6 protein-coding genes are annotated in these 24,892 nt (G+C 68.4%); all 6 read right to left on the minus strand.

Annotated features, from left to right (window positions below):
• A complete protein-coding gene (locus tag HWX31_RS08785; RefSeq protein WP_174959118.1) occupies positions 1–13,407 on the minus strand; it encodes a non-ribosomal peptide synthetase/type I polyketide synthase in 13,407 nt (4,468 codons plus the stop codon).
• Positions 13,404–16,727 carry a type I polyketide synthase gene (locus tag HWX31_RS08790; protein ID WP_174959114.1) on the minus strand — a complete coding sequence of 1,108 codons (3,324 nt, stop codon included), beginning with the start codon at positions 16,725–16,727 and terminating at the stop codon, positions 13,404–13,406. Before HWX31_RS08790 ends, HWX31_RS08785 begins: the two co-directional genes overlap by 4 nt.
• Positions 16,724–21,145, minus strand: a complete 4,422-nt coding sequence (locus tag HWX31_RS08795) for a hybrid fatty acyl-AMP ligase/type I polyketide synthase (RefSeq protein WP_174959111.1) — start codon at positions 21,143–21,145, stop codon at positions 16,724–16,726. Before HWX31_RS08795 ends, HWX31_RS08790 begins: the two co-directional genes overlap by 4 nt.
• Before the next feature lie 257 nt (positions 21,146–21,402).
• Positions 21,403–22,368 (minus strand): TauD/TfdA family dioxygenase, encoded by a 966-nt coding sequence (locus HWX31_RS08800; RefSeq protein ID WP_174959108.1) that lies wholly within the window; start codon positions 22,366–22,368, stop codon positions 21,403–21,405.
• Positions 22,369–22,451: 83 nt separating this feature from the next.
• Positions 22,452–23,762 carry a diaminobutyrate--2-oxoglutarate transaminase family protein gene (locus tag HWX31_RS08805; RefSeq protein WP_174959105.1) on the minus strand — a complete coding sequence of 437 codons (1,311 nt, stop codon included), beginning with the start codon at positions 23,760–23,762 and terminating at the stop codon, positions 22,452–22,454.
• Positions 23,763–23,912: 150 nt separating this feature from the next.
• A complete protein-coding gene (locus HWX31_RS08810) occupies positions 23,913–24,863 on the minus strand; it encodes a UDP-glucuronic acid decarboxylase family protein (RefSeq protein WP_174959102.1) in 951 nt (316 codons plus the stop codon).
• Positions 24,864–24,892 lie beyond the last annotated feature (29 nt).

The raw sequence follows: 24,892 nt of genomic DNA on the forward strand, positions 1-24,892 counted from the left end.
TTAGAATGCGCTGAGTTCGACGGCGGGCTGGCGGGTGTCGGCGCGCAGCGCGCGCTGTCCCAGCGTCAGGTTCCGGATGCGTACGCCCGGGTTGGCCAGAATCTCGCCGATCACGGACGTCAGTTCGTCGGCGAGGCCTCGCACCAGCGCTTCGCTGAACCGCCCGGCGTGATAGACGACGCTGATCGCGAGACCCTCGTCGCGCGGCTCGGCCAGGAACCAGAAGTCGGTCGCGGCTTCCGCGTCGGCGCCTTGCGGGTTGTGATCCGGCAGCTCCGAAATGCGCACTTGCCCCGCATAGCGTTCGATCGCGCCTTGCCGCTGGTTCTGCAGCGTCAGGCCGATGTCGAAGAGCGGATTGCGTCCCGGAACGCGTTTGACGTGCAGCTCGTCGAGCAGGCGATCCAGCGGATAAAGCGGGTGGGAGAACGCTTCGATGGTGGTGTCGCGCACCCGGGTCAGCAGCGTGTCGAAACGATCGTCGCCGGCGACGCGGTCGCGCAGCGCCAGCACGTTCAGATAGGGGCCGACCTGCGATTCGAGCTCGGGAAGCTCGCGGCCCGCGACCGGCGTGCCGACGACGATGTCCTCCTGGCCGGAACGGCGGTAGAACAGCGCCTTGATGGCCGACAGCAGCGCGATGAACAAGGTCGCGCCATGGCGCTTGCCGAGCGATTCCAGCGCCGTCGTCGCGGCGGCGGGCAGTTCGAAGCGCCAGGTGTTCCAGCTCGGCGCGGCCGGCTGCTCGACGTCGCCCGGCAGTGCCAGCGCGCGCAGGCCGCCGCCCAGCTTGTTCAGCCAGTAATCCTTCATGCGGGCGCCTTCCGGCCCGGCGAGCAGGCGGTTCAGCCAGCCGGCGTAATCCTTGTACTGGATCGCGAGCGCGGGCAGCGGATTGTCGCGACGCTCGATGAACGCGTTATAGATTTGCGACAGGTCGTCGAGCAGCACCTCCGTGGACCAGCCGTCGGTCACGATGTGATGCATCGTGCAGATGCAGACGTGACGGACTTCGGAGAGCCTGAGCAGCTTGACGCGGAACAGCGGGCCGGCGGCGAGATCCATCGGCGCGAGCCGTTCGCGGGCTTCGATCGACGCGGCCTGCGCATCGCGGTCGTCGGCGTCCTGCAGGTCCACGATCTCGACCGGGAACGCGGCTTCGCCGGGAGGCAGCACTTGCTGGAACGGCTGATTGCCGACCGGCACGAAGCGCGTGCGCAGGATCTCGTGACGTTCGCTCAACGCCCGGAACGCGCGCACGAGTGCATCCACGTCCAGCACGCCCTCGAACAGCAGCGACGTCGGCAGCGGCCCGCCGGCTTGCGACGCATTGAGGCGATCCTGCACCCAGAGCCGCGTCTGCGCGGGAGAGAGTTCGTATTGCGGCTGCGCGGGCAGCGGCGTCACCGGCGCGTAGTCGATCGGCTGCGTATCGGCGATGCGTTTCGCGAGGCTCGAAATGGTGGGGTGCGAGAACAGGCTGCGGATTTCCAGCTTCACCTGCAGATCGCGGCGGATGCGCGCGGCGACCTTCGTCGCGGACAGCGAATTGCCGCCCAGCTCGAAGAAATTGGCGGTCGTGCTGATCCGGTTCTTGCCGAGCACTTCCTGCCAGATGGCCGCCAGCTGCGCTTCGAGCGCGTTGCCGGGCTCGACGTGGTCCATGCCGTCGCCGGGTTCGGGCAGGCTGGCGCGATCGAGCTTGCCGTTGGGCAGATGCGCGAACGCGGTCAGGACGACGAACGCGGACGGCACCATGTAATCCGGCAGCCGCTGCTGAAGGTGCCCGCGTACCGCTTCGATCAGTTCGGCTTCGGGGTGCGACGAAAGCAGCCACGCGACGAGTCTCGCGCCATCGTCCACACCGCGCAGCGCCACGACGGCTGCGTCGACCCACGGGTGCGATGCCAGCGTGGCCTCGATTTCACCGAGTTCGATGCGCAGGCCGCGCAGCTTGACCTGATGGTCGATGCGGCCGAGGAACTCGATGTTGCCGTCGGCACGGTAGCGCGCGAGATCGCCGGTGCGGTAGAGGCGAGCGTTCGGATCGGCGGAGAACGGATCGGCGATGAACTTCTCGGCGCTCAGTTCGGGTTCGCCATGGTAGCCGCGTCCGACCGGCGTGCCGCCGATCAGCAGCTCGCCGGCCACGCCGACCGGCACGGGCTGCATCTGCGCGTCGACGATATAGAGGCGGGTATTGGCGATCGGCCGGCCGATCGGGACGTTGCGGTGCGGGTCGTCGCGCCGGCATTCCCAGGCGGTCACGTCGACGGCGGCCTCGGTCGGGCCGTAGAGGTTGTACAGCTTGGCGTCCAGACGCTCGAAGAAGCGCTGCTGCAGGTCGTAGGGCAGGGCCTCGCCGCTGCACACGACGCGGCGCAGCGACGCGCAGTGCGCGTCGAGGTCCGGATGGTCGAGGAAGGCGCGCAGCATCGAGGGCACGAAATGGACGGTGGTGATTCCTTCGCGCGCGATGAGATCGACGAGGTAGTCGGTCTCGCGCTGTCCGCCGGGCCGGGCGAACACGAGGCGCGCGCCGGTGACGAGCGGCCAGAAGAATTCCCAGACCGAGACGTCGAAGCTGAACGGGGTCTTCTGCAGGACGGCGTCGTCAGTGCCGAGTGCGTAGGCCTGCTGCATCCAGAGGATGCGGTTGGTCGCGGCGCGATGCGTGTTGAGCGCGCCCTTGGGCCTGCCGGTCGAGCCGGAGGTGTAGATCATGTAGGCGAGGTTGTCGCCGTTCAGCGCAGGCGCGGGGTTGGACGCGGGCGCGGCGGCGAAGTCGTCGGCGTCGCGATCGACGGCGATCAGGCGTGCTTCGGTGTCGGGCAGCGCGGCAAGCAGATGCTGCTGGGTGAGGAGCCAGCGCAACTGAGCGTTGTCGATCATGAAGCGCACGCGCTCGGCGGGGTAGTCGGGATCGACGGGGACGTAAGCGCCGCCGGCCTTGAGGATGGCGAGCAGCGCGACGATCATGTCGAGCGAGCGCTCCATGGCGACGCCGACGAGGGAATCGGGTGCGACGCCGAGCGCGATGAGGTGGTGGGCGAGGCGGTTGGCGCGCAGGTTGAGTTCGGCGTAGGTGAGCGATGCGTCGTCAGAAACGGCGGCGACGGCGTCGGGCGTGCGCTCGGCCTGCTGCTCGAACAGCCGGTGCAGCGGCTGTTCGGCGGCGGCGCCGAAATCCGTGTCGGTCCGGTTCCACTCGACGATCAGCGTGTCCCGCTCCGCATCGCTCAGCAGCGGCAGCCGGGCAACGGCGGCCGATGCATCGCCCGCGAGACTCGTCAGCAGTTTCCGGTAGATCCCGAGGAAGCGCTGCACCGTGCTCTCGTCGAACAGATCGGTGTTGTAGTCGCAATCGATCAGGAGTTCCTGCCCCGCGTCGAGCACGTTGACGTTCAGATCGAACGCGGTATGGCGGATCAGCGGCGCGACCAGGCCGACCTTCAGGCCGGGCAGTTCGGGCAGCGCCGACACGGGTTCCAGATTGAAGACCGCCGATACCAGCGGGGCGGCGTTGAGATCGCGCTGCGCACCGATTTCGCGGACCAGCTCGGCGAACGGAAAATCCTGATGCTCGAGCGCGTCGAGCAGGTTCTGGCGGGTGCCGGACAGGAAGCTCGCCACGGTGGCCGCGTCCGGCAGCGTGGAGCGCAGCGGCAGCAGATGCGTGCAGTAGCCGGCGAGGCGGTCGCTGCCGGTCACCGAGCGGCCGGTCACGGGGATGCCGGTGACGATCTCCTGCTGGCCGGCGATGCGGTGCAGGAACAGATTGAAGCCCGCGAGCAGCATCATGTAGAGCGTGCAGCCGTTCTGACGGGCGGCGGTGCGCAGCGATGCGGCCTCCTCAGCATCCAGATGCAGCGACACGCGCTCGCCGTGAAACGTCTTCACCGCGGGCCGGGGATAGTCCACCGGAAGATTCAGCGGATCGGCGTGGCCCGCGCATTGCGCGAGCCAGTACTCGCGATTCGCCTTCGCTTCCGGACTGTGGCGCTGGCCGTCGATCTGCTTCAGGTACTCGCGGAACTGCAGCGGCGCCGCGGCCGGCGCCGCGCCGGCATAAGCCCGCGCGAGATCCTCGAGCAGGATGCCGAACGTGGAGCCGTCGCAGATGATGTGATGGGCCGTCATCACCAGCAGGTGCCGCTCGCTGCTCAGGCGCACGAGCGCGGCGCGAAAGAGCGGGCCGTTCACGAGGTCGAACGGCTGGCGGCTTTCCTGGTCGCGCCACGCGTCCTGGTCCGTGTCGATCAATGGAATCTGGAGCGTCAGCGACGGATGCACGATCTGGCCCGACCCGTCCGGCGTCAGCGTGGTGCGCAGCGCCTCGTGCCGGTCGACCAGGCCCTGGACGGCCGCGCGCATCGCGGCCTCGTCGAGCCGGCCGTTCAGTTCGAGCGTGGTGTTGACGTTGTAGGCCAGCGACCCTTCAGGATCGACTTCCGACAGGACCCACAATTGCCGTTGCGCTTCGCTCAGCGCGGCAACCGTGCCGTGCTTCGAGTGAGGCCGGATGAAACCGCCCCGGCGCAGGTCGGCGACACTGTCCTTCACCGCGCGGATGAACCGGTCGACGTCGGCGTCCGTATGCGCGGTGGACAGGAAGCAGGTGCGCCATTCCCAGATGTAGATGCCCTTTTCGAGCATGTGATAGAAGAACAGGTCGAGGTTCTCGGTGAATTCGAAGCGGAACATCGAGCCGAACCACGTGACCTTGATCGGCGCCTCGGCCTCCGCGAAGAACGCATTCAGCGTGGCGGCGATCTGCGCGGTCCGTTCGTTGAGCGCGGCCTGCAGCGCCGGACCTTCCTGCTCGATCTTCTCCAGCACGGCCAGCGCGGCCGACATGGCGAGCGGATACTGGCAGAAGGTGCCGCCGAACGCGGTGCGGTCCGCGGCGGGGAACGAGTGGTCGCCGTAGGTCCACATGCCGCCGTCGATGGCGTCCATGAAGCGTCGGGTGCCGGCGATGACGCCCAGCGGCAGGCCGCCGCCGATGATCTTGCCGTACGTCGCGAGATCGGCCCGAATGCCGAACATGGCCTGGGAGCCGCCCGGATGGACGCGGAAGCCGGTGATCATCTCGTCGAAGATCAGCGCGGCCCCGGCCTCCTCGGTGATGCGGCGCAGCTCCTTCAGAAATGCGACGGGCTGCAGCGACGGGTTGCGGCTCTGCACCGGCTCCACCAGCACGGCGGCGATCGTCGACGCCATGCCGCGGATGGCTTCGAGCGCGGCGTCGCTGCCGTAGTCGAGCAGGACCATGTTCTCGACCGAGCCGAACGGCACGCCGGGGGCCATCGCTTCCGTCACGCCTTCCGCGTTCGCCGCGGCGAGCGTGCCGTCGGCATGGCCGTGATACGAATGCGTGAACATCACGATCTTGTCGCGCCCGGTCACGGCGCGCGCGAGCCGCATCGCGGTCATCACCGCCTCGGTGCCGGTGTTCGAGAACGCGACGCGATCGAGGCCCGTGACGCGGGCGAAGCGCGCGGCCACTTCGCCGACGAGGCTGGAGCGCGCGCCCAGTTCGAGCGGACGCTGCCATTCGCGGGTGACCTGCTGCTGGATGAACTCCGGCGTGTGGCCGAACAGGTGCACGCCGAAGCCCATCGTGAAATCGATGTACTCGTTGCCGTCGATATCCCACAGCCGCGAACCGGCCGCGCGATCGCCGACGATCGGATACAGCATCTCCTTGGTCGAAAAGCGGAAGCCGACCGTGGCGCGGCTGTCGGCCAGCACCGGGCGCGAAGCCTGCACCGAGTCCTTCGATTTCCGGGTGCGCGTGGTGTAGCGCACGATCAGCGCTTCGAGATGCTCCTGCTGCACGGCGGACAGCCCGCGCGCGCGTTGTTCGACCGGGCTGCCCCAGGGCATCATCGGCTTGCGGGGCTGATTGTCTGCGGCGGGCGCAGGCGCAGTAGCGGCAGCAGGGGCCGGCTTGGTTGCGGACGCAACTGCATGGATCGCGACAGCGGCCTTCGGCGCGACGCTCGCGACGGCTTGCGCGGCGACCGTCTGCCGAACGTCGGCATGGCCGGTCAGCGACGTGCGCAGCAGCTCCATCTGCTGGCTCATGACTTGGGACAGCAGTTGATTCTGTTCGCGCAACACCCGCTCGACCGTGGAGCCGCCTTCGACCGCGACCCATTCCGCCGGGGCCGCCGGGGCGGCGGCGAGCGGCGCAGGCACCGCCGTGACGAGCGGCGCGGCTGCCGCTGCGGACGGTTCGGCCGCCGCCGTGACCGGCGCGGCCTCCACCGGCAGGTTGTCGGCGACGTACTCGGCCAGCGCCTGCACCGTCGCCAGGTCTTCGAAGAAGCGGCGCATGACCAGCTTCACGCCGTACTGCTTCTCGATGTGCCGGATCGCCTCGATCAGCACGATCGAGTCGGCGCCCATTTCCAGGAAGGGCAGGTCGATGTTGATGGTGGAGGGATCGGCCTGGATCAATTCGCCGATCTTGCCGCGAAGCCATTCGAGAACCTCGCCGCTACGGTTGTGCGTCGGCGTGGCGGCGATGGGAAGTGCGCTTGTCTGGGTCATGGACGTGTCCGCTTTCTGGAACCAGGTACGACTGCGTTGGAAGGGATAGGACGGCAATGCGACGCGCGTGAGCGCGGGTGTTTCGGTTGAGGCCCAATCGACGTCGACGCCGTGGGCGTAAAGACTCGACAGCGCTTCGACCAGGGCTTGCTGCTCCACTTGCGGGCGCTGCAAGGCGAGGAACTGGATGCCGGCGTCCGGCGCGCAGCAGGCGCGGGCCAGGTTGACGAGCACCGGCTTGGGGCCGATTTCGACCAGCAGGTTGAACCCGGCTTCCGCAAGGCGCTCGACGCTGCTCGCGAACTGCACCGGCTCCCGGCAGTGACGGCGCCAGTATTCGTCGGTGGGCGCTTCGTCCATCACGGCGCCCGTGAGATTGGAATAGAACGGGATCGCCGGGCGCGCCGCGCGCACCGCTTTCGCCGCGGCCTGGAAGTCGTCCAGCATCGGTTCGAGCAGCGGCGAGTGGAACGCGTGCGACGTATTGAGCGGCACCGAGCGGATGTCTTGCGCGGCGAACGCGTCGACGAGCAGCGCGATGCGCTCGCGCTTGCCGGAGATCACGATGCTGGCCGGGCCGTTGACGGCGGCCACCGCCACCTCGCGCGGACAGGCTTCGATCGCGCGCTCGACCGTGGCGAGGTCCGCGAAGACGGCCGCCATCTCGCCGTCGCGGGGCAGCGCCTGCATCAGCCGGCCGCGTTCGGCGATCAGCCGCAAGCCGTCTTCCGGCGAGAAGATGCCGGCCGCGCAGGCCGCCGCGTATTCGCCGACGCTGTGTCCCATCACGGCGTCGGGCGTCACGCCGAACGACGCCAGCAACGTGGTGAGCGCGTACTGCAGCGAGAACAGCGCCGGCTGGCTGTAGCCGGTCTGGTGAATGTCCTCGTTGCGGGCGGACAGTACTTCGAGCAATGGCTTGTCGAGCAGCGGGTCGGCCACCGCGCGGCAGCGGTCGATCGCGTCGCGGAACACCGGATAGGCGTCGTACAGGCGGCGGCCCATGCCCGCGTATTGCGAACCCTGGCCGGTGAACAGGAACGCCATCTTCACGCGGGGCGCGGGCTGCGTCGCGCCGACGGGTTCTTTCGCGTGGAACGCGCGCAGCTTTTCGATGGCGTCCTCGAGCGACGACACCGGCAGCGCGAGCCGATGCGAGAAATGCGAGCGGCCGGTCGATGCCGAAAACGCCACGGCCGCGATATCGAGACCGGGTTCGGCTTCGAGCCGCCGCTGATAGCGTCGGCCAAGCTCGCGCAATGCCGCCGGCGTCTTGGCCGACAGGACCAGCGGATGCACGCTGTGCTTCGACGGCGTCGCCTGCCGCGCCGGCGCGGGCGCTTCCTCCAGCACCAGGTGCGCGTTGGTGCCGCTCGCGCCGAACGCGCTGACGCCGGCTCGCCGCGGCTGCGCGCCGCGCGGCCAGGCGCTCGCCTCGGCGCAGATCTCGATGGGCAGCTCGTTCCAGCGCACCAGCGGGCTCGGGTGGCGGAAATGCAGGTGGGCGGGAATGCGCTCGTGGTTGAGCGACAGCACGACCTTGATGACCCCCGCGATGCCGGCGGCGGATTCCGTGTGGCCGATGTTGGTTTTCACCGAGCCGACGCGCAGCCGCCTGCCCGCGTCGCGGCCGGCGCCGAACACCGTCGCGAGCGCCTGCACCTCGATCGGATCGCCGAGCGCGGTGCCGGTGCCGTGCGCTTCCACGTAATCGACGGACGCAGCGGGAATCCCGCCCAACGCGTTGCGGATGACTTCTTCCTGCGCGCGTCCGTTCGGCGCGGTAAAGCCGCTCGACGCACCGTCGTGGTTGACGGCCGAACCGCGCAGCACGGCCAGCACGCGATCGCCTGAGGCGAGCGCATCGGACAGGCGCTTGAGCACGATTGCGCCGCAGCCTTCGCTGCGCACGAAGCCGTCCGCCGCCGCGTCGAAGGTCTTGCAGCGGCCGTCCGGGGCCAGCGCCCGCGTGCGCGACACGGCGATCGAGTTGTCCGGCGAAAGAATCAGGTTGACGCCGCCCGCGATGGCGAGATCGCATTCGCCGCTGCGCAGGTTCTGGCTGGCGGTATGGATCGCGGTGAGCGACGACGAGCAGGCGGTGTCGATCGCCATGCTCGGGCCTTGCAGACCGAGCCCGTAGGAGATGCGGCCGGCCGCCGTGTTGAGCGGATTGCCGGTGAAGAAATAGCCGTCGATGCCGCTGCCGCCGCCGTTGCGAAGCTGCAGGTTCGCGTAATCGTTGGTGGTGATGCCGACGAACACGCCGGTCCGGCTGCCCTTCAGGCTGTCGACGGGAATGCCGGCATGCTCCAGCGCTTCGTGACTGACTTCGAGCAGCAGGCGCTGCTGCGGGTCCATCGCGGCCGCTTCGCGCGGCGTGATGCGGAAGAACGCCGGATCGAACTGGTCGACGCCGTCGAGAAAGCCGCCGAAGCGGCAATACATCCGGCCCGGCGCTTCCGGATCGGGATCGTAGTACGCGTCGATATCCCAGCGCTCGCGCGGCACTTCGGAAATCGCGTCCACCCCGTCGTTCAGCAACTGCCAATAGGCGTCGAGATCGTGCGCGGCGCCCGGAAAGCGGCAGCTCATGCCGACGATCGCGATCGGCTCCGGTGTGCCCGCCTCGCGTGTCGCAACGGCGGGCGCGGCCGGCCGCGGCGATGCGGCTTGCGCCGGTGCCGTGGGTGCAGCGGGCGCGTCCGTCGCCGTGGCGGACGACTGCTCCACCAGGAAATCCGCGAGCGCGTTGACCGTCGGATGATCGAACAGCAGCGCGACCGACAACGGCGCGCCGAGCGCTTTTTCGAGGTGCGCGCGCAGGTCCACCGCCATCAGCGAATCCATGCCCATCTCGAAGAACCCGCGGTCGCGGTCCGGCGTCGCCGATCCGAAGCCGAGCACCTGGGCAACCGCGCGGTCGATGGTGTCCGCCAGCAGGCGCTTGCGCTCGCGGGGCGATTTGTCGTTCAACGCGGGCATCGTCGGCGCGCTCGGCGGGGTTGCGTCAACCCGCACATGGTCGAGGAAGGGCTTCGGTCCGCGCGCCTCGTAGGAGCCTTGGAACAGCGCCAGGTCGATGTCGACGACCGCCACCTGGGGCACGGCGGGGAGATGATCGAGCACGTCGAGCGCGCGCTCCGCCGCCAGCGACCGGATGCCGACGCGCCGCAGCAGCGCTTCGGCCTCGGGGAACGTCATGCCGCCTTGCGCCCACGGCCCCCAGTTCACGCTCGAGGCCGGCAGGCCCAGGTGGCGGCGATGATGCGCGAGCGCGTCGAGGAAGCGGTTCGCGGCGCTGTAGTGCGCCTGGTCGCGCGAGCCCCACGCGGACGCGATCGACGAAAACAGGATGAAGAAGTCGAGCGGGAACGGTTCGCTATGCTGATGAAGCAGCCATGCGCCGGCGACCTTGGGTTGCAGGACGGCTTCCAGCTCGCCGCGCTCGACCTGCATGATCGGCTTGTAGCCGACGATGCCGGCCGCATGCACGATGCCCCGCAGCGGCACGTCTTCGCGCCGGAGCGCGGCGAAGAAATCCGCGACCGCCGCCGGATCGGTGATGTCGAGGCGCTCGCAACGGACGGTCACGTTCCGGTCGCGCAGCTCGGCGATCGCCTGCTGGCTTTCCTCGCTCGCGGCCCCTTGCCTGCCGACCAGGATCAGCGTGCCGGCGCCGTGCGCCGCGAGCCACCTGGCGGTGTGCAGCCCGAGCGCGCCGAACCCGCCGGTGATCAGGTAGGCCGCATCCGGGTCGACCGGCAGCGCGGCCGTTTCGGCTGGCGCGAGCGGGCTCAGGCGCGCGACGTAGCGCGCGCCTTGCCGCAAGGCCACCTGTTCTTCGCGGCTCTCGCCGAGCACCTCCTGAAGCAGGGCCTGCGTCTCGTCCTCCGGCGCGGCCGGATCGAGATCGATCGCGGTGCCGAACCATTCCGGATGCTCGATCATCGCCCCCCGCGCCAGGCCCGCCAGCGCAGCCTGCGCGAGTCCCGACACACGGGGCGCTGCGCCGGCTTCCACCGCGTCGCGCGTGACCACCCAGATCCTGGGCCGGGCCGACGCCGCCCAGTCGCGCTCGCCGCTGCCCAGCGCGCGCACGAGATGCAGCAGCGCCGTGGACATGCGCGACGCGCCGACGGCTTCGTCCAGCGCCCACAAGAAGACGATGCGCTGCCCGGGAGCGGCGGCTTCCTTCAGCAAGCGGACGAAATGGTCCGGCTGCTCGGGCGCGACTTGCCAGGCTGCGTCTGCTTCAGCGGGTGCGGCATAGTCGAGGCCGGCGCGGACGAGCGCGCAGGATGCGCCGCGCGCGCGCAGCAGGGCGGCGAACCGGTCGCCGACGCCGCTCTCGTCCGCGAAGATCAGCCACGGCGACGCGTCGGCGGCGATCGGGGCCGACGGCAACGCGGCTTGCTGCTCCCACACCACGTGATAGAGCGGGTTCGCGTTCGGGGCGGCGGTTTCAGCGGGGGCGAACGCGGCCTGAAGCAGTTCCGGGAATGCGTTCAGCACCTCGTCCGAATACTTGCCGGACGTCCTGAGGCGTCGCGACGCTGCCTCGATGCTGCCGGCATCCATGCCGACGACGGGCGACCGGGTCTTATCGAGACTGAAGCGCTGCCGCTCGAACGGGTAGTTCGGCAAGGTCGTGGCGGGCTGGGCGGACGCCGGGAACAACGCGTTCCAGTCGAACTGCCAACCCTGCACGTACAGGGCCGCGAGCGCGCGCTCCAGTTCATGGCCGGCGCATGGCGTCGGCAGCCAGCCGTCGGCGAGCCCGTCCGGCATGCGCGGCGCGTCGGCCTGATCCGGCAGCGCGGCCTGCTGCAGCCAGTACTGCGGATGCGTCACCTCGTCGGTCACCTCCGTGCCGAGACTGCCGGAAATCAGGCGGATCGACGGCCGTGCGAGCGGCATGTCCTGCAGCGCGGCGCGCAACGCGTCGGAATCGGAGCGGACGGCTGCGACGCGCAGCGCGTCGGCGAGGCTCATGACGCCCGCCACGCAGGCCGCGACGTATTCGCCGACGCCATGGCCCGACACGACGGCGGGGCGGATGCCCCATGCCTTCCACAGTTCCGCCCACGCGAAGAGGGCCGCGAAGCGGCCCGCGTCGGTATCGAGCGCCGACAGCGGCACCGAGCAGCGCTCGAAGGCTGCGCGGAAAAGCGGTTCCGACGCGTGCAGCTCGCGCGCGACGCCGGTGTCCGGCGACGTGAACATGAAACCCATGCGCGACGCCTTGCCCGTGCGTGCGGAGGCCGTCGCCGGTTCCCTCACGCCCGACGCATAGGCCGCGCGAAACGGATAGTGGCTCCGGCCCACGGCGGCGGCGCGGCAGATCGCGGCCAGCTCGTGCGGCGGCGCGCCGGCGATCGCGCGCTCGTAGCGTTGCTCGAGCGCCGTCAGCGCCGCTTCGGATCGGGCCGAAAGCAGCAGCAGCGAACGCTGCGCATCGTGCGCGGGCGCGACCGGCGGTTCCTCGACGATCGCGTGCGCATTGGTGCCGCTGAAACCGAACGCGCTCAACCCGGCGACGCGCCGGCGCTCCCCGCGCGGCCACGCGACCGGATCGGCCGCGACGCGGATCGGGATGTCCTGCCACGGCGTATGCGGATTGGGTTGCGTGAAATGCAGATGCGCGGGAATCCGGTCGTGCTCGAACGACAGCAGCACCTTGATCAGCCCGGCGATGCCGGAGGCCGACTCCAGATGCCCGATGTTGGTCTTGACCGAACCGATCACGAGCGGCTCGGAGGCCGTGCGCCCGGGGCCGTAGACACCGGCCAGTGCCTCGACTTCGATCGGGTCGCCGAGGGACGTCCCCGTGCCGTGGGCCTCGACGTAGGAGACGTCGCCGGGCGTGACGCCGGCCTGGTTCAGCGCGCGACGGATCACGCGCTCCTGCGAATCGCGGCTCGGCACGGTCAGCCCGCCGCCCGCACCGCCCTGGTCGACCGCCGTGCCGCGCACGATGCCGAGCACCCGGTCGCCGTCGGCGAGCGCGTCGGCGAGGCGCTTGAGCACCACCATGCCGCAGCCTTCGCCGCGCACGTAGCCGTCCGCCGCCGCGTCGAAGGTCTTGCAGCGCCCGTCCGGCGACAGCATGCGCGCTTGCGAGAAACTGACCATGACCTCGGGCGAGAGCATCAGATTGACGCCGCCCGCGAGCGCCATGCCGGTCTCGCGCGAGCGCAGGCTTTCGCAGGCCAGGTGCAGGCAGACCAGCGACGACGAGCAGGCGGTGTCGATCGCCATGCTCGGGCCGGTGAGGCCCAGCACGAACGACAACCGGCCCGCGGCCATGTTCAGCGCGCTGCCGGTGCCGGCGTAGCTGCTCGACGGCGTCGACGCATTGGACACCTGAATGGCATGGTCGAAGCAGGTAATGCCGACGTACACGCCGGTGGCGGACTGCCTGAATCGCTCGGGCGCGAGATGGGCGTTTTCGAGCGCCTCCCAGGCCACTTCGAGCAGGAGCCTTTGCTGCGGATCGAGGTACGTGGCCTCGCGCGGCGCGATTCCGAAGAACGCTGCGTCGAATTGATCCACGCGCTCGATGAAGGCGCCGTGGCGGGTCGCCATCTTGCCGGGCGCGCCCGGGTCCGGGTCGTAATAGCGGTCGATGTCCCAGCGTTCGCGCGGCACTTCGGTGACGGCGTCGCGCGCGTGGTCGAGCAGTTGCCAGAACGCGGCCGGCGTATCGCTGCTGCCGGGAAAGCGGCAAGCCATGCCGATGACGGCGATCGGCTCGTTGCGGTCCGAACGCAGCGCCGCGATTTCCGCGCGCCGCAGGCGCAGTTCGTCGAGCGCGGCTTTCAGTGCTTGAGTGGCCTTGGCGTTCATTGGGCGCCGATCTCCTGGGCGATCAGTTCGGAAAGGTCGTCCTCGTCGAGTTCGTCGGATGCTTCGTCGACGACGGGCGCAGGAAGCGACGGCGACAGTTCGTTGAGCACGTACTGGGCGAGCGTTTGCAGGTTCGGATAGGAAAACAGCAGCGTGGCGCGAAACGGTTTTCCGAACACCTTGGTGAGGCTGTCGGTCAGTTCGAGCGCGATCAGCGAATTCAGGCCGAGATCGAACAGCGATTGGTCGGGCGCGATGGCGTCGGCGCCGGAGAGGCGAAGGGTCTTGGCCAGCATCTGCGCGAGCGTGCCGGTGACGAGCTCGATCCGCTCGCGCGGCGCGCACGAACGGAGCTGGCGCAGCAGTTCCGTCTCTTGCTGCGCGGGCTGCGCGGCCGGTTGCGCCAGTTCGGAAAACAGCGCCGACCCGGCGGCCGGCGCATCGACCCGGAACAAGGTCGGCCAGTCGATCGGGGCCACCCCGGACTGGACGACGCCGGACGCCATCAGCCGTTCCAGCGCCGCGATGGCCAGCTCGGGCGACAGCGTGCCGACGCCGAGTCCGGCCAGTTGCTCGTGGGCGCGCCGCCCATAGTCGGTGGCGGCGTGGCCGATCTCCGCCCACGGCCCCCAATTGACGCTGAGGCCCGGTTGTCCGTGCGCGCGCCGATGATGCGCGAGGGCGTCGAGGAAGCCGTTCGCCGCGGCGTAGTTGCCCTGGCCCGGCATCGTGATCAGCGCGGCCATCGACGAGAACAGCACGAAATGGTCGAGCGGCAGGTCGGCCGTCAGCTCGTGCAGATACCAGGCCCCGTCGGCCTTGCCGCTGCCGGCGCGATGGAACGCATCGTCGTCCTGGCGCGTCAGCAGCGCATCGTCGAGCGTGCCGGCGAGGTGGAAGACGCCCTTGAGCGGCGGCATCGAGCGCGCGATTTCGCCGATCGCCGCGGCGACGTCCTCACGGCGCGACAGATCGGCGCGAATGACCCGGGCGTCGAGCGTGCGCAGGATTTTTTCGGCCGCGGGGGACGGCTCGCCGCGCCCGAGCAGCGCGATCTTGCCGGCGCCGTTGGCGGCGAGCCAGGACGCGAGCCGCAGGCCGAGCCCGCCGAGCCCGCCGGTCACCAGATAGGTCGCGTCGCCGTGGAACCTGATCGGGCGGTGACTGACGAATTCGCGGTTGTCGCGGGCGATGCGCGCGACGTAACGCTGTTCGCGGCGATACGCGATCATGTCTTCGCGGCCGCCGGCCCGAACCGCTTGCACGACGTGCGCGGCGGACGGCTGCGCGGGATCGAGGTCGACGAGCCCGCCCCACAGCGCGGCATGCTCGACGGCGATCGCGCGGCCCAGTCCCCACAGGGGGGCTTGCGCCACGGCCGGCGCTTCGCCTTCCAGCACGTTCATCGCGCCCGACGTCACCAGCCACAGACGCGCCGGCCGGGCCGACGGGGCGCGCGACGCAAGCGCCCTGACCAGTTGCAGCACGCTCGTGCTGGCATGCCGTCGCGCCGCGATGTCGGACGGATCGAGATCGAGGCTCCACAGGTGGATGACGCCCTTCAGCGGCCGGTCGAGCGCGGGCAGGTCCGGCGTCGTGTCCGCGAAGCGCAGCGAGCACGTATCGCCCGCGCTTTCCAGCAGCGCCGCCACTTGCGCGCCGACGCCGCCGCGGTCGGCGAGAATCAGCCACTCGCCATGCGCGGAACCGCCGGTTGCCGCGTCGCCGTTCGACGGTCGCCAGACGCGCTGATACAGCAGCGGGGCGATCTCTTGCCGCCCGACGGTTTGCGCGGAACGCACGTGCTGCAGCCGCAGCGCGTCGATCTCGATCAGCAGTTGTCCGGCGAGGTCGTAGACGCGGATATCGCCTTCCAGCGCATCTTGCCCGGCCGGCTTGCGCAGCGTCGCGTGACTCCACGCGTCGGCCGACGACGGCGGCTGATGCACGCGTACCGCGCCGATCGAACTGGGCAGGTACATGCCGCCGTCGTGCAGCGCATCCGCGTCGATCGCGGCGGCGAGCACGCGGCTGCACGCGTCGAGGAAAGCGGGATGCACGTGGTATGGCGACGACGCCGGCGCATCGGCAGGCAGGCTGATTTTCCCCAGCGCCTCGCCGGCGGTGCGCCAGATCTGCCGGATCGCGTCGAACACGCCGTCGATCTGAACGCCGTGTTGGCGGATTTCGTCGTTGAAGTCCGCGCCCGATGCCGTTTCGGTGCAGCGGGCCTGCACCGAAACGGCATCGAATCGCCGTGGCGCGGCGGACGGCCTGGCGGCGCACATCTCCCGCAGCCGGCGCAACTGCGGCAGATTGCCGAGGATCAGCTCGACCGGCGGACCGAAATCGAGCAGGCAGGCCACTTCATCCACGCCGATCGATTCCAGGTCCCGCACCAGCTCGACGCAGGTTTCCGGGGTGCCGATGAGGCCGCGCGATTGCGCGAAGCGTTCATAGAGAAATTCGACGAACTCGTCCAGCTCGCGCGCGCCCATCGCGCGCACGTCCACCGACTGGCCGCGGCTTTGCGCCAGCCCGTTCAGCAGGCCGATATTGCTGCGGATGTAGTTGCAGAACGGCGCGCGCGCCTGCTCGCGCACCTGCGCCGGGTCCGCGCCGACGAACGTGTGCAGCATCACGGAGACGGTGCCGGCCGCCGGATCGAAGCCGTGCTTCGCGCGCGCGTCGCGGTAGAGCGCGATCTTGTGGGCGAGCTGATCGCGATCCTGGTCGAGCACGTGGGTCAGCAGGTTCGCGCCGACTTCGCCGGCGAGAGCGAAGGTCTGCGGATTGCTGGCGGCGGTCACCCAGACGGGCAGCTCCGGCTGCACCGGCGTCGGGTAGATGCGCAGCTGCACCGGCTTGCCGACGCCGTTGCGCGCATCCAGCGTACCGCCGCGCCACAGATGCTGAACGGCGCGCATTGCGGTCAGCATCTCGTCCTGCCGGGTCGCGTATTTTTCCGGGGCGAACACGAAATCGTCAGGATTCCATCCGGATGCGAACGAAACCCCCACGCGGCCGTTCGACAGGTTGTCCACCATCGACCACTCTTCGGCGATACGGATCGGGTTGTGCAGCGCGCCGACCACGCTGCCCGCGAGCAGCCTCACGCGTTGGGTGGAGGCGGCGAGCGCGGCGTGCAGCACGGCGGGATTGGGGTACAGCGAGCCGAATTCGGTGAAATGGCGCTCCGGCACCCACACGCTGGAAAACCCGTTCGCATCGGCGAAACGGGCGCTTTCCGTCACGAGCCGGTACTTGTTGCCGGACAACGCCTCTTCACTGCTGGCGAAGAACATCAGGCCGAATTTCATGCGTGGCTCCAATCCGATTCGTGAATTTCGGCACTGGCGCACATCTGCCATGTCGCGGCGGCGCTCGTGTCCTCGATCCGGTGATAGACGGCAAACGAAAACGGTCCCCCGGACTGACGGCTCAGCACGGTCTGCACGGTGCGCGATTCATGCGGATGCAGCGGCAACGGCGCATGCAGCGCGAGGTCCTTCAACGTCGCATGGCCGGCGGAACCGATCTGCGACGCGGCCGCCAGCGCCATTTCCACATAGGCGGAATAGGGCAGGACGGGCGCGCCCTTGACGCGATGGCCGCCGAGAAACGCGGTGGCCGGCGCGTCGAGGCGCGACTCCCAGATCCACGTGCCGGGCAAATGCGCGTGCTGCTCCTTGAGGCGCCCGAGCAGCGGATGCCGGGGCTCGCGCGCGGGTATCCAGAAGCCGCGACGCTCGAACGGGTAAGTCGGCAGCGTGAGCCGCCGGTGCGGGCCGTCCTGCTCGACCGCATGCCAGTCGATCGATGCGCCGCGCACGTAGAGCTCGGCGAGCGTGTGCAGGATCGCGTCCCAAGCGGCCGTGCGCGCGCCGATCTCGATCACGATGCTTCCGGCCGCATCGCCGTCCGGCGCTTGCGGCACGTCCGCGAACGAGATCGCGGCGCGACGTCCGTCGCCGGTGCTGCGAACCGCTTGCGGCGTGATGCCGAAGGACATCCATAGCTGCGCGAGCGCGCACTGGAATGCCGTGAACCGTGCTTCGGGAGCGTCGAGCCCGGACGCTTCGCGTTGCCGGTCCATCAGCGCGCCGAAAGCGGGGCTGGCCGCGCGCAATTGGCGCTCGGCCTCGGCGCTGCCGCCATCGTCCGCGCAAAAGTGGAAAGTCACCGTCGGCGGCGTTTCGGCGCTCGCGCCGGCCGAAACGGCACGCAGTTGCGAACGCAACGAATCGAGACTCGACGCGACGACGGCGGCGCGCCGCGCGAAGTGGGTGCGCCCGGTGTTCGCCGTGAACGCGACATCCGGCAAACGGGCCTCGGGATGGGCGTCGAGATACGCTGCATAGGAGGCCGCCAGGGCCTGCAACGCTTCGGGCGTGCGTGCGGAGAGCGTCACGACGCGCGCCGCAGGTGCCGTGAGCGCCGCCGGGTCGGCTTCGCGCTCCCCGGGCCGCGGCGCTTCGGACAGGATCATGTGCGCGTTGGTGCCGCCGAAGCCGAACGAACTCACGCCGGCAATGCGCGGCCCGTGCTCCGCATGCCAGCGCGTGACCTGCTGCGGAATACGGAACGGCGTGCCGTCGAGCGCGATATGAGGATTGAGCGACCGGAAATGGAGGTTCGGCGGAATGGCGCGATGGTGCAGCGCCAGCGCGGTCTTGATCAGGCTGGCGATGCCCGCCGCCGATTCCAGATGGCCGATGTTGGTCTTGACCGAACCGATCCAGCAGAGATCTTCCGGGCGACGCGAATCGCTCAGGACCGCCGTCAGCGAGTTCAATTCGATGGGGTCGCCAAGCGGCGTTCCCGTCCCGTGCGCTTCGACGAAGCCGACGTCCTGCGCCCGCACGCCGGCATCGCGCAGCGCACTGTCGATCACGGCCTGCTGCGCCGGACCATTGGGCGCGGTCAGGCCGTTGCTGCGGCCGTCCTGGTTCACCGCCGAGCCGCGGATCACCGCGAACACGGTGTCGCCGTTCGCGACGGCATCGTCGAGACGCTTGAGCAGCACCATGCCCACGCCTTCGCCGCGCACATAGCCGTTGGCGGTCGCGTCGAACGCCTTGCATCGGCCGTCCGGCGACAGCATGCCCGATTGCGTGAAGGACGCGCTCAATTGCGGCGCGAGGATCAGGTTGACGCCGCCGGCGAGCGCCGCGTCGCACTCGCCGCGCTGCAGCGCGCGGCATGCCTGATGCGCCGCGACGAGCGACGACGAGCACGCGGTGTCGACCGCCCAGCTCGGGCCGCGCAGGTCGAGCGTGTAGGAAATGCGGTTGGCGGCGACGCTGAGCGCATTGCCGGTCGCGACATAGGGGCCGACGTCCGCGGCTTCTTCCTGCGCCAGGCGGACGTAGTCCGTATTGCTGATGCCCACGATGACGGCGGTGCGCCCGCCGGCGAGACTCCGGGGCGCGATGCCCGCGTGCTCGAACGTCTCCCAGGCGACCTCGAGCAGCAGGCGCTGTTGCGGGTCCATCGTCTCGGCTTCGCGGGCGCTGATGCCGAAGAAATCCGCATCGAACTGGTCGACCCGCTCCAGCAGTCCGGTGGCCGGAAGGTGAGCGGCACGCGGGTTCGACGCGCCGACCGCGTCGCGGCCTTCCAGCAGAAGCTGCCAGAACGCGTCGGGATGATCGGCGCCGGGGAAACGGCATCCGATGCCGACGATCGCGATATCCGCGCGTGCTTCGGCGGAAACGCTCGCCGTTTCCGGGCGGGCATTCGCGGCGCCGCTCAAATGGCGCGCCAGCAGGGAGATGCTCGGAAAATCGTAGACGACGGTAGGAGAAACCGGCTGCCCGAGCCAGTCCTGCAACTCGCCCGTGAGCATGATGGCGTCTTTCGAGTCGAGCCCGTAGGCGCTGAACGGCGCGTCGGGGTCGAGATCGCCGGGCGCGATGCCCGACAGACGCGCGACCTGCTCGACGAACCATTGCACCAGCGCCTGCGTGCCGCGTGCGGCAGCGGTCGCGACGGGCGCGTGCTCCGCGGAGAACGCACGCCGCCATTCGCCCGCGATCGCGAGCCCCTGTCCGCTCAGGAATGCCTGCCGGGTGCGGCTGCGCTGGATTTTTCCGCTGGACGTGCGCGGGATCGTGGCGGGCTTCAACAGGATCGCCGCATACAGGTCGACGTCATGCGCTTCGGCGAGCGCGCGCCGGATCTCCGCGGCGACGGCTTCCGCGTTCAGCGTGTTGAGCGCTTCGCGGCGCACTTCGCATGCGATGACGACCCGCTCCACGTTGTCGACGGTGATCGAGAAGGCCGCCGACGCGTTCGGCGACAGCGCGGGGTGGCTTCCCTCGGCCGATTGTTCGAGATCCTGAGGGTAGTGATTGCGGCCGGCGATGATGATCAGGTCTTTCAGGCGGCCGGTGACGAAGAGGTCGTCGCCGTCGACGAAGCCGAGATCGCCCGTGCGCAGGTAACGCGCGTCGTCACCGTCGAGCCTCGCGCGAAAGGTGCGCTCCGTTTCTTCGACGCGGTTCCAGTAGCCGACGCCGACGCTCGGGCCGGTCACCCAGATTTCGCCGATCCGGCCCGGCGGGCAGGGCTGGCCGGTCTCCGCGTTCACGATCCGCAGGCGGTGCTCCGCCCAGGCCCGGCCGCACGAGACGAGCGCATGGGGCTTGCCGCCCGCGCTTTTCGTCGCCACGCCTTGCGCGAGGCCGTCGGCGTCGAAGTCGGCCACGCGCGGCAGCGAGCGTGCCGGCTGACCGGAGATGAACAGTGTCGCCTCGGCCATGCCGTAGACCGGGCGCATCGTATGCGCGTGGAAGCCGCACGACGCGAATGCGCGCGAAAAACGCGCGACCGTGTCGGCGCGCACCGGCTCCGCGCCGTTGAAGGCAACCTGCCAGCTGCTCAGGTCGAGCTGCGCCTTGGCTTCGCCGGAAATCTTGCGCGCGCACAGGTCATAGGCAAAGTCCGGCGCGGCGCAATGCGTGCCGCGATACTTCGTGATCGCCTGCAGCCAGCGGAGCGGTTTCTGCACGAAAGCCGCCGGCGCCATCAGCACCGACAGCACGCCGAGATGGATCGGCAGCAGCACTTTCCCGAAGAACCCCATGTCGTGAAACACGGGGAGCCAGCTGACGAACACGGTCGACGCGTCGGCATTGCTGGCCTCGGCGATGACCGCCATGTTGCTCTGGATGTTCGCGTGGCTGATCATCACGCCTTTGGGCGTGCCGGTGGAGCCCGACGTGTATTGCAGAAGCGCGAGCGTCTGCGGCGTGATGTCCGGCGCGCGCCATTGCCCGGCCGGCGCGTCGAACCCCTGATCCGTCGCGAGGATCTTCAGGTCCAGCGTGTCGGAATAGCCATCCTCGCGATGCGCGATGCCATCGAGCGTGGCTGCGTCGGTCAGCGCGACGACCGGCCCGGCGTCGGCGACGATCGACTTGAGACGATCGGCCGGACGATGCCTGCGCGGCGGATAGGCCGGCACGCCGATCAGGCCGGCGTACAGGCATCCCGCCCATGCGCAGATGAATTCCAGCCCCGGCGGATAGACCAGCAGCACGCGATCGCCCGGCTGCGCCATGCCCTGCAATCGGGCGGCGATGCCGCGGGCCCGCTTGTCCAGGTCGCCGAACGTCAGCCGGGCCAGCTCCGATTCGCCGTTGTCGAGAAAAATGAATGCTGTTTTATCAGGCGAGTCATTGCCGCGAAACTGCAATAATTCCGTAACAGTCCTGAATTTCATATCGGGAAGCATACGAAACCTTCGTTGTCTGCAGAGCATTGATTTGGATGCACGCCACCTTGGGACCGGTTTGCGTTCATTCCGATGGGCAACGGCAGGCTGTCCTGCGCGAAGCAGATTGAGATCCGGCGCGGCGAACGAGATAAAGCATCGCCTCCGTCTCGATTGAATGATTGAACGTCAGTGTGTGTCGCCTGTGGAAATTAGAGCACCGCGAGAATCCGATGTCTGCCCCGTAAATGCCGGACAAGACGTTTCGCAAAATTGTTCTATGCAGGGGAATATGGGTCCAGCAGCGACACGACGACCTTGCGCTCGCCTTCGAACGGATTGCGGCCATGCGCGAATCGCATGTTGTCGACCAGCAGCACGTCGCCGCGTTGCCATGGAAATGCGATCGCGCATTCGCGGAAGGCGTTGCGAATCTGCTCGATGTCGGCGAGATCGAGTGGACTCCCGTCGCCGTAGAACGCGTTGCGCGGGAGCCGATCGTTGCCGAACAGGCTGACGATCGAGCTGGCGAGCGATGCTTCCAGGTTCGAGATGTGGAACAGATGGGCCTGATTGAAGAACACCCGGTCGCGGGTGACCGGATGGTAGGCGACGCCCTGGTTGATCTGTGCGGTGCGTAACGTGTCTTCGTCGAGCCATGCGTGCTCGATGTCGTTGTCTTTGCAGAAGGCCGCGAGCTGGCCGTGGTCGCTGGTCTGAAACACCGTTTCCCACGGAATGTCGACGTGCCGCCGGTAGTGCCGGACGTAGCGGACCTGTTTCGCCTCGAAGGCGTCCAGGATGCGCGGCCCGATCCGGCGGCTCACCTCGCGCATGTCGGCGATCGGCGTTTCGCCGCCGGCCGTGGGCGCGGTCAGGCAGCAAAATGCGACTCTCAGCGGCCAGTTGCGTTGATACGCGTTTTCGCAATGAAGCGCGATCGTCTCGCTCGGCGGATACTCGGTCGCGGTGAAGATGCCGTTGCCGATTGACGTGCGCGGCGTGGAGCGATAGACGTAGTCGGACTTATGCGCCGAAACCGCGTTCGCGAACGCTTCGAATCCGTCCACGGACGAAACGTCGAAGCCGCGAAACAGCAGCGCCCCATGCTCCAGAAGCCGGGCATCCAGCTCCGCTCGATTGTCGTTCACCGCCCGCACGATATCGCGCCCGTTCGATGCCGGCTCCAGCAGCCACGGCGAGGCCCCCTCGGCAAGCAGCTTGCGTTCCGTCATGCCCAGCATGGTCGATGTTCCTTTTCCGAATCTGAACGTGGATCGCGGCGAAACCCGATCCGGTGGGTGTTCGCGGCCGCGCCGCGGTGCGCCTATGCGCGGCAGGCCGTTGCCACGGCTTGCTCGAAGCGGTCGAGAATCTCGTGGATGTCGGCTTCCGAAACGATCAGCGGCGGAAGGAACCGGAGTACCGCGCCGTTGCGGCCGCCGGTTTCGATCACGAGTCCGTTTTGCAGGCAGTTCTGCTTGATGGCTCTTGCCAGTGCCGCATCGGTCGGGCCGGCTCGGCCATCCGTGCCGGGCTTGACGACTTCAGCGCCGATCATCAGGCCCTTGCCGCGTATCTGGCCCAGGCAGGGGAAACGTTCGGCAATACGTTCGAGGCCCGCCACCAGTACTTTGCCGACCTTGCCCGCATGCGCCGGCAGACCGTCTCGATCGATGATGCGCATGGTCGACAAGCCGGCCACCATCGCAATCTGGTTGCCACGGAAGGTGCCGGCGTGCGAGCCGGGCGGCCAGGTGTCCAGGCGCTCGTCGTAGACCACCACCGATATCGGGTAGCCGCCGCCGATCGCCTTCGACAGCACCAGCACGTCCGGCCGGATGCCGGAATGTTCTATCGCGAACAGGGCGCCGGTTCGGCCGAGGCCGGTCTGCACTTCATCGACGATCAGCGGGATCTCATGCCGCAGTGTCAGCTCGCGCAACTCGATCAGCCAGGCGTCGGAAGCGGGGATGCAGCCGCCTTCGCCTTGCACGACTTCGACGATGATCGCCGCCGGCTTCGTGATCCCGCTCTCGGGATCGGACAGCACGGTCCGGATGTAGTTGATGCTGAGCTGATCGGTCGCCGAGCCGTCGGTGCCGAACGGGCAGCGAAACGCATACGGGTAAGGCAGGAAATGCACGCCGTGCCCGCTGCCGCCGGCCGATTTGGGCATGAGATTTCCCGATGCGGCGAGCGCGCCGGCCGTCATGCCGTGGTAGGCGCCATGGAATGCCATCACCGTCGAGCGGCCCGTATAGTGCCTGGCCAGCTTGACGGCCGCTTCGTTGCCGTCCGATCCGCTCGGGCTGCAAAACTGGATCTTGCCGGTTTCGGCGATCTGCCTCGGCAGCAGCGAGAAAAGCTGTTCGACGAACGCGTGCTTGGCCGGCGTCGCCAGGTCGAGTGCCTGCTGCATCTGATCGGAGGTCAGAAACCGCATCACGGCTTCATTGACTTCCGGATGGTTGTGCCCGAGCGCGAGCGTACCTGCATTGGACAGGCAGTCGATGTATTCCCGACCCTCGGCGTCGCGTATGCGTGTGCCCTTGGCATGCGTAAACAGCCGGGGGAAAGAGGTCGCGTAGGTTCGGGCCTTCGATTCGACGTGCTTCAGATACTCGAGTTGTTCCATACGCAGTGATCCGGCTTGCAACGCGGATTGATGGACAGTGGCACACGAGAGCAGCTTCAAGTCGGCCAATGGTGTACCGGTGTGGCCAGATTGAAGCATGGACGCCGTGTCGCGTCTGTCACGGGAAAATGGGACAGGGGCGATGCAACGTCACTCCGCCATCGTCGAGCGGAAATAGTCGATGGTCCGCCGCAGCCCCGCTTCGAGCCCGACCGTCGGCTGCCAGTCGAGCTGCGCGCGTGCGAGGCCGATGTCCGGGCACCGTTGTGTCGGATCATCCTTCGGCAGCGGGCGGAGAACGATCCGCGACTTCGAGCCGGTCAGGCGCAGGATGACCTGCGCGAGCTCGCCGACCGCGATCTCATGCGGATTGCCGAGATTGATCGGGCCGGTGACGTCCGCGGGCGTGGCCATCATCCGGATCAGGCCTTCGACCATGTCGTCGACATAGCAGAACGCGCGGGTCTGGCTGCCGTCGCCGTACAGCGTGATGTCCTCGCCGCGCAGCGCCTGCACGATGAAGTTGGACACCACGCGGCCGTCGTTGGGATGCATGCGCGGCCCGTACGTGTTGAAGATGCGCACCACCTTGATTCGCACGTTCTGCTGGCGGTGATAGTCGAAGAACAGGGTCTCCGCGCAGCGTTTGCCTTCGTCGTAGCAGGCGCGCGGCCCGAGCGGGTTGACGTTGCCCCGGTAACTTTCCGGCTGCGGATGCACGTCGGGATCGCCGTACACCTCGCTCGTGGAGGTTTGCAGCACGCGTGCGTGCGTGCGCTTGGCGAGCCCCAGCATGTTGATCGCGCCCATCACGCTGGTCTTGGTGGTCTGCACGGGATCGAACTGATAGTGGATCGGCGACGCCGGACAGGCGAGGTTGTAGATCTCGTCCACCTCCACGTACAACGGAAAGGTCACGTCGTGGCGCAGCGCCTCGAAGCGCGGGTTGCCGAGCAGCGCGGCGACGTTCTGCTTGGTGCCGGTGAAATAGTTGTCGACGCACAAGACGTCATGACCGAGTTCGACCAGGCGCTCGCACAGATGCGAACCGAGGAAGCCGGCGCCGCCCGTGACGAGGATTCGCTTTCGATCAAGTTGCACAATTGCACTCCAGGTATGGCGCGGAGGCA

Origin of the sequence: Burkholderia ubonensis, from assembly GCF_902833085.1 — a bacterium.
In the GTDB taxonomy this organism is placed as follows: domain Bacteria; phylum Pseudomonadota; class Gammaproteobacteria; order Burkholderiales; family Burkholderiaceae; genus Burkholderia; species Burkholderia ubonensis.

What these genes read in the sequence shown, in the direction of transcription:
- HWX31_RS08785 (WP_174959118.1), bottom strand. Translation starts at nt 13,407, where the DNA reads ATGAACGCCAAGGCCACTCAAGCACTGAAAGCCGCGCTCGACGAACTG.
- HWX31_RS08790 (WP_174959114.1), bottom strand. Translation starts at nt 16,727, where the DNA reads ATGAAATTCGGCCTGATGTTCTTCGCCAGCAGTGAAGAGGCGTTGTCC.
- HWX31_RS08795 (WP_174959111.1), bottom strand. Translation starts at nt 21,145, where the DNA reads ATGCTTCCCGATATGAAATTCAGGACTGTTACGGAATTATTGCAGTTT.
- HWX31_RS08800 (WP_174959108.1), bottom strand. Translation starts at nt 22,368, where the DNA reads ATGCTGGGCATGACGGAACGCAAGCTGCTTGCCGAGGGGGCCTCGCCG.
- HWX31_RS08805 (WP_174959105.1), bottom strand. Translation starts at nt 23,762, where the DNA reads ATGGAACAACTCGAGTATCTGAAGCACGTCGAATCGAAGGCCCGAACC.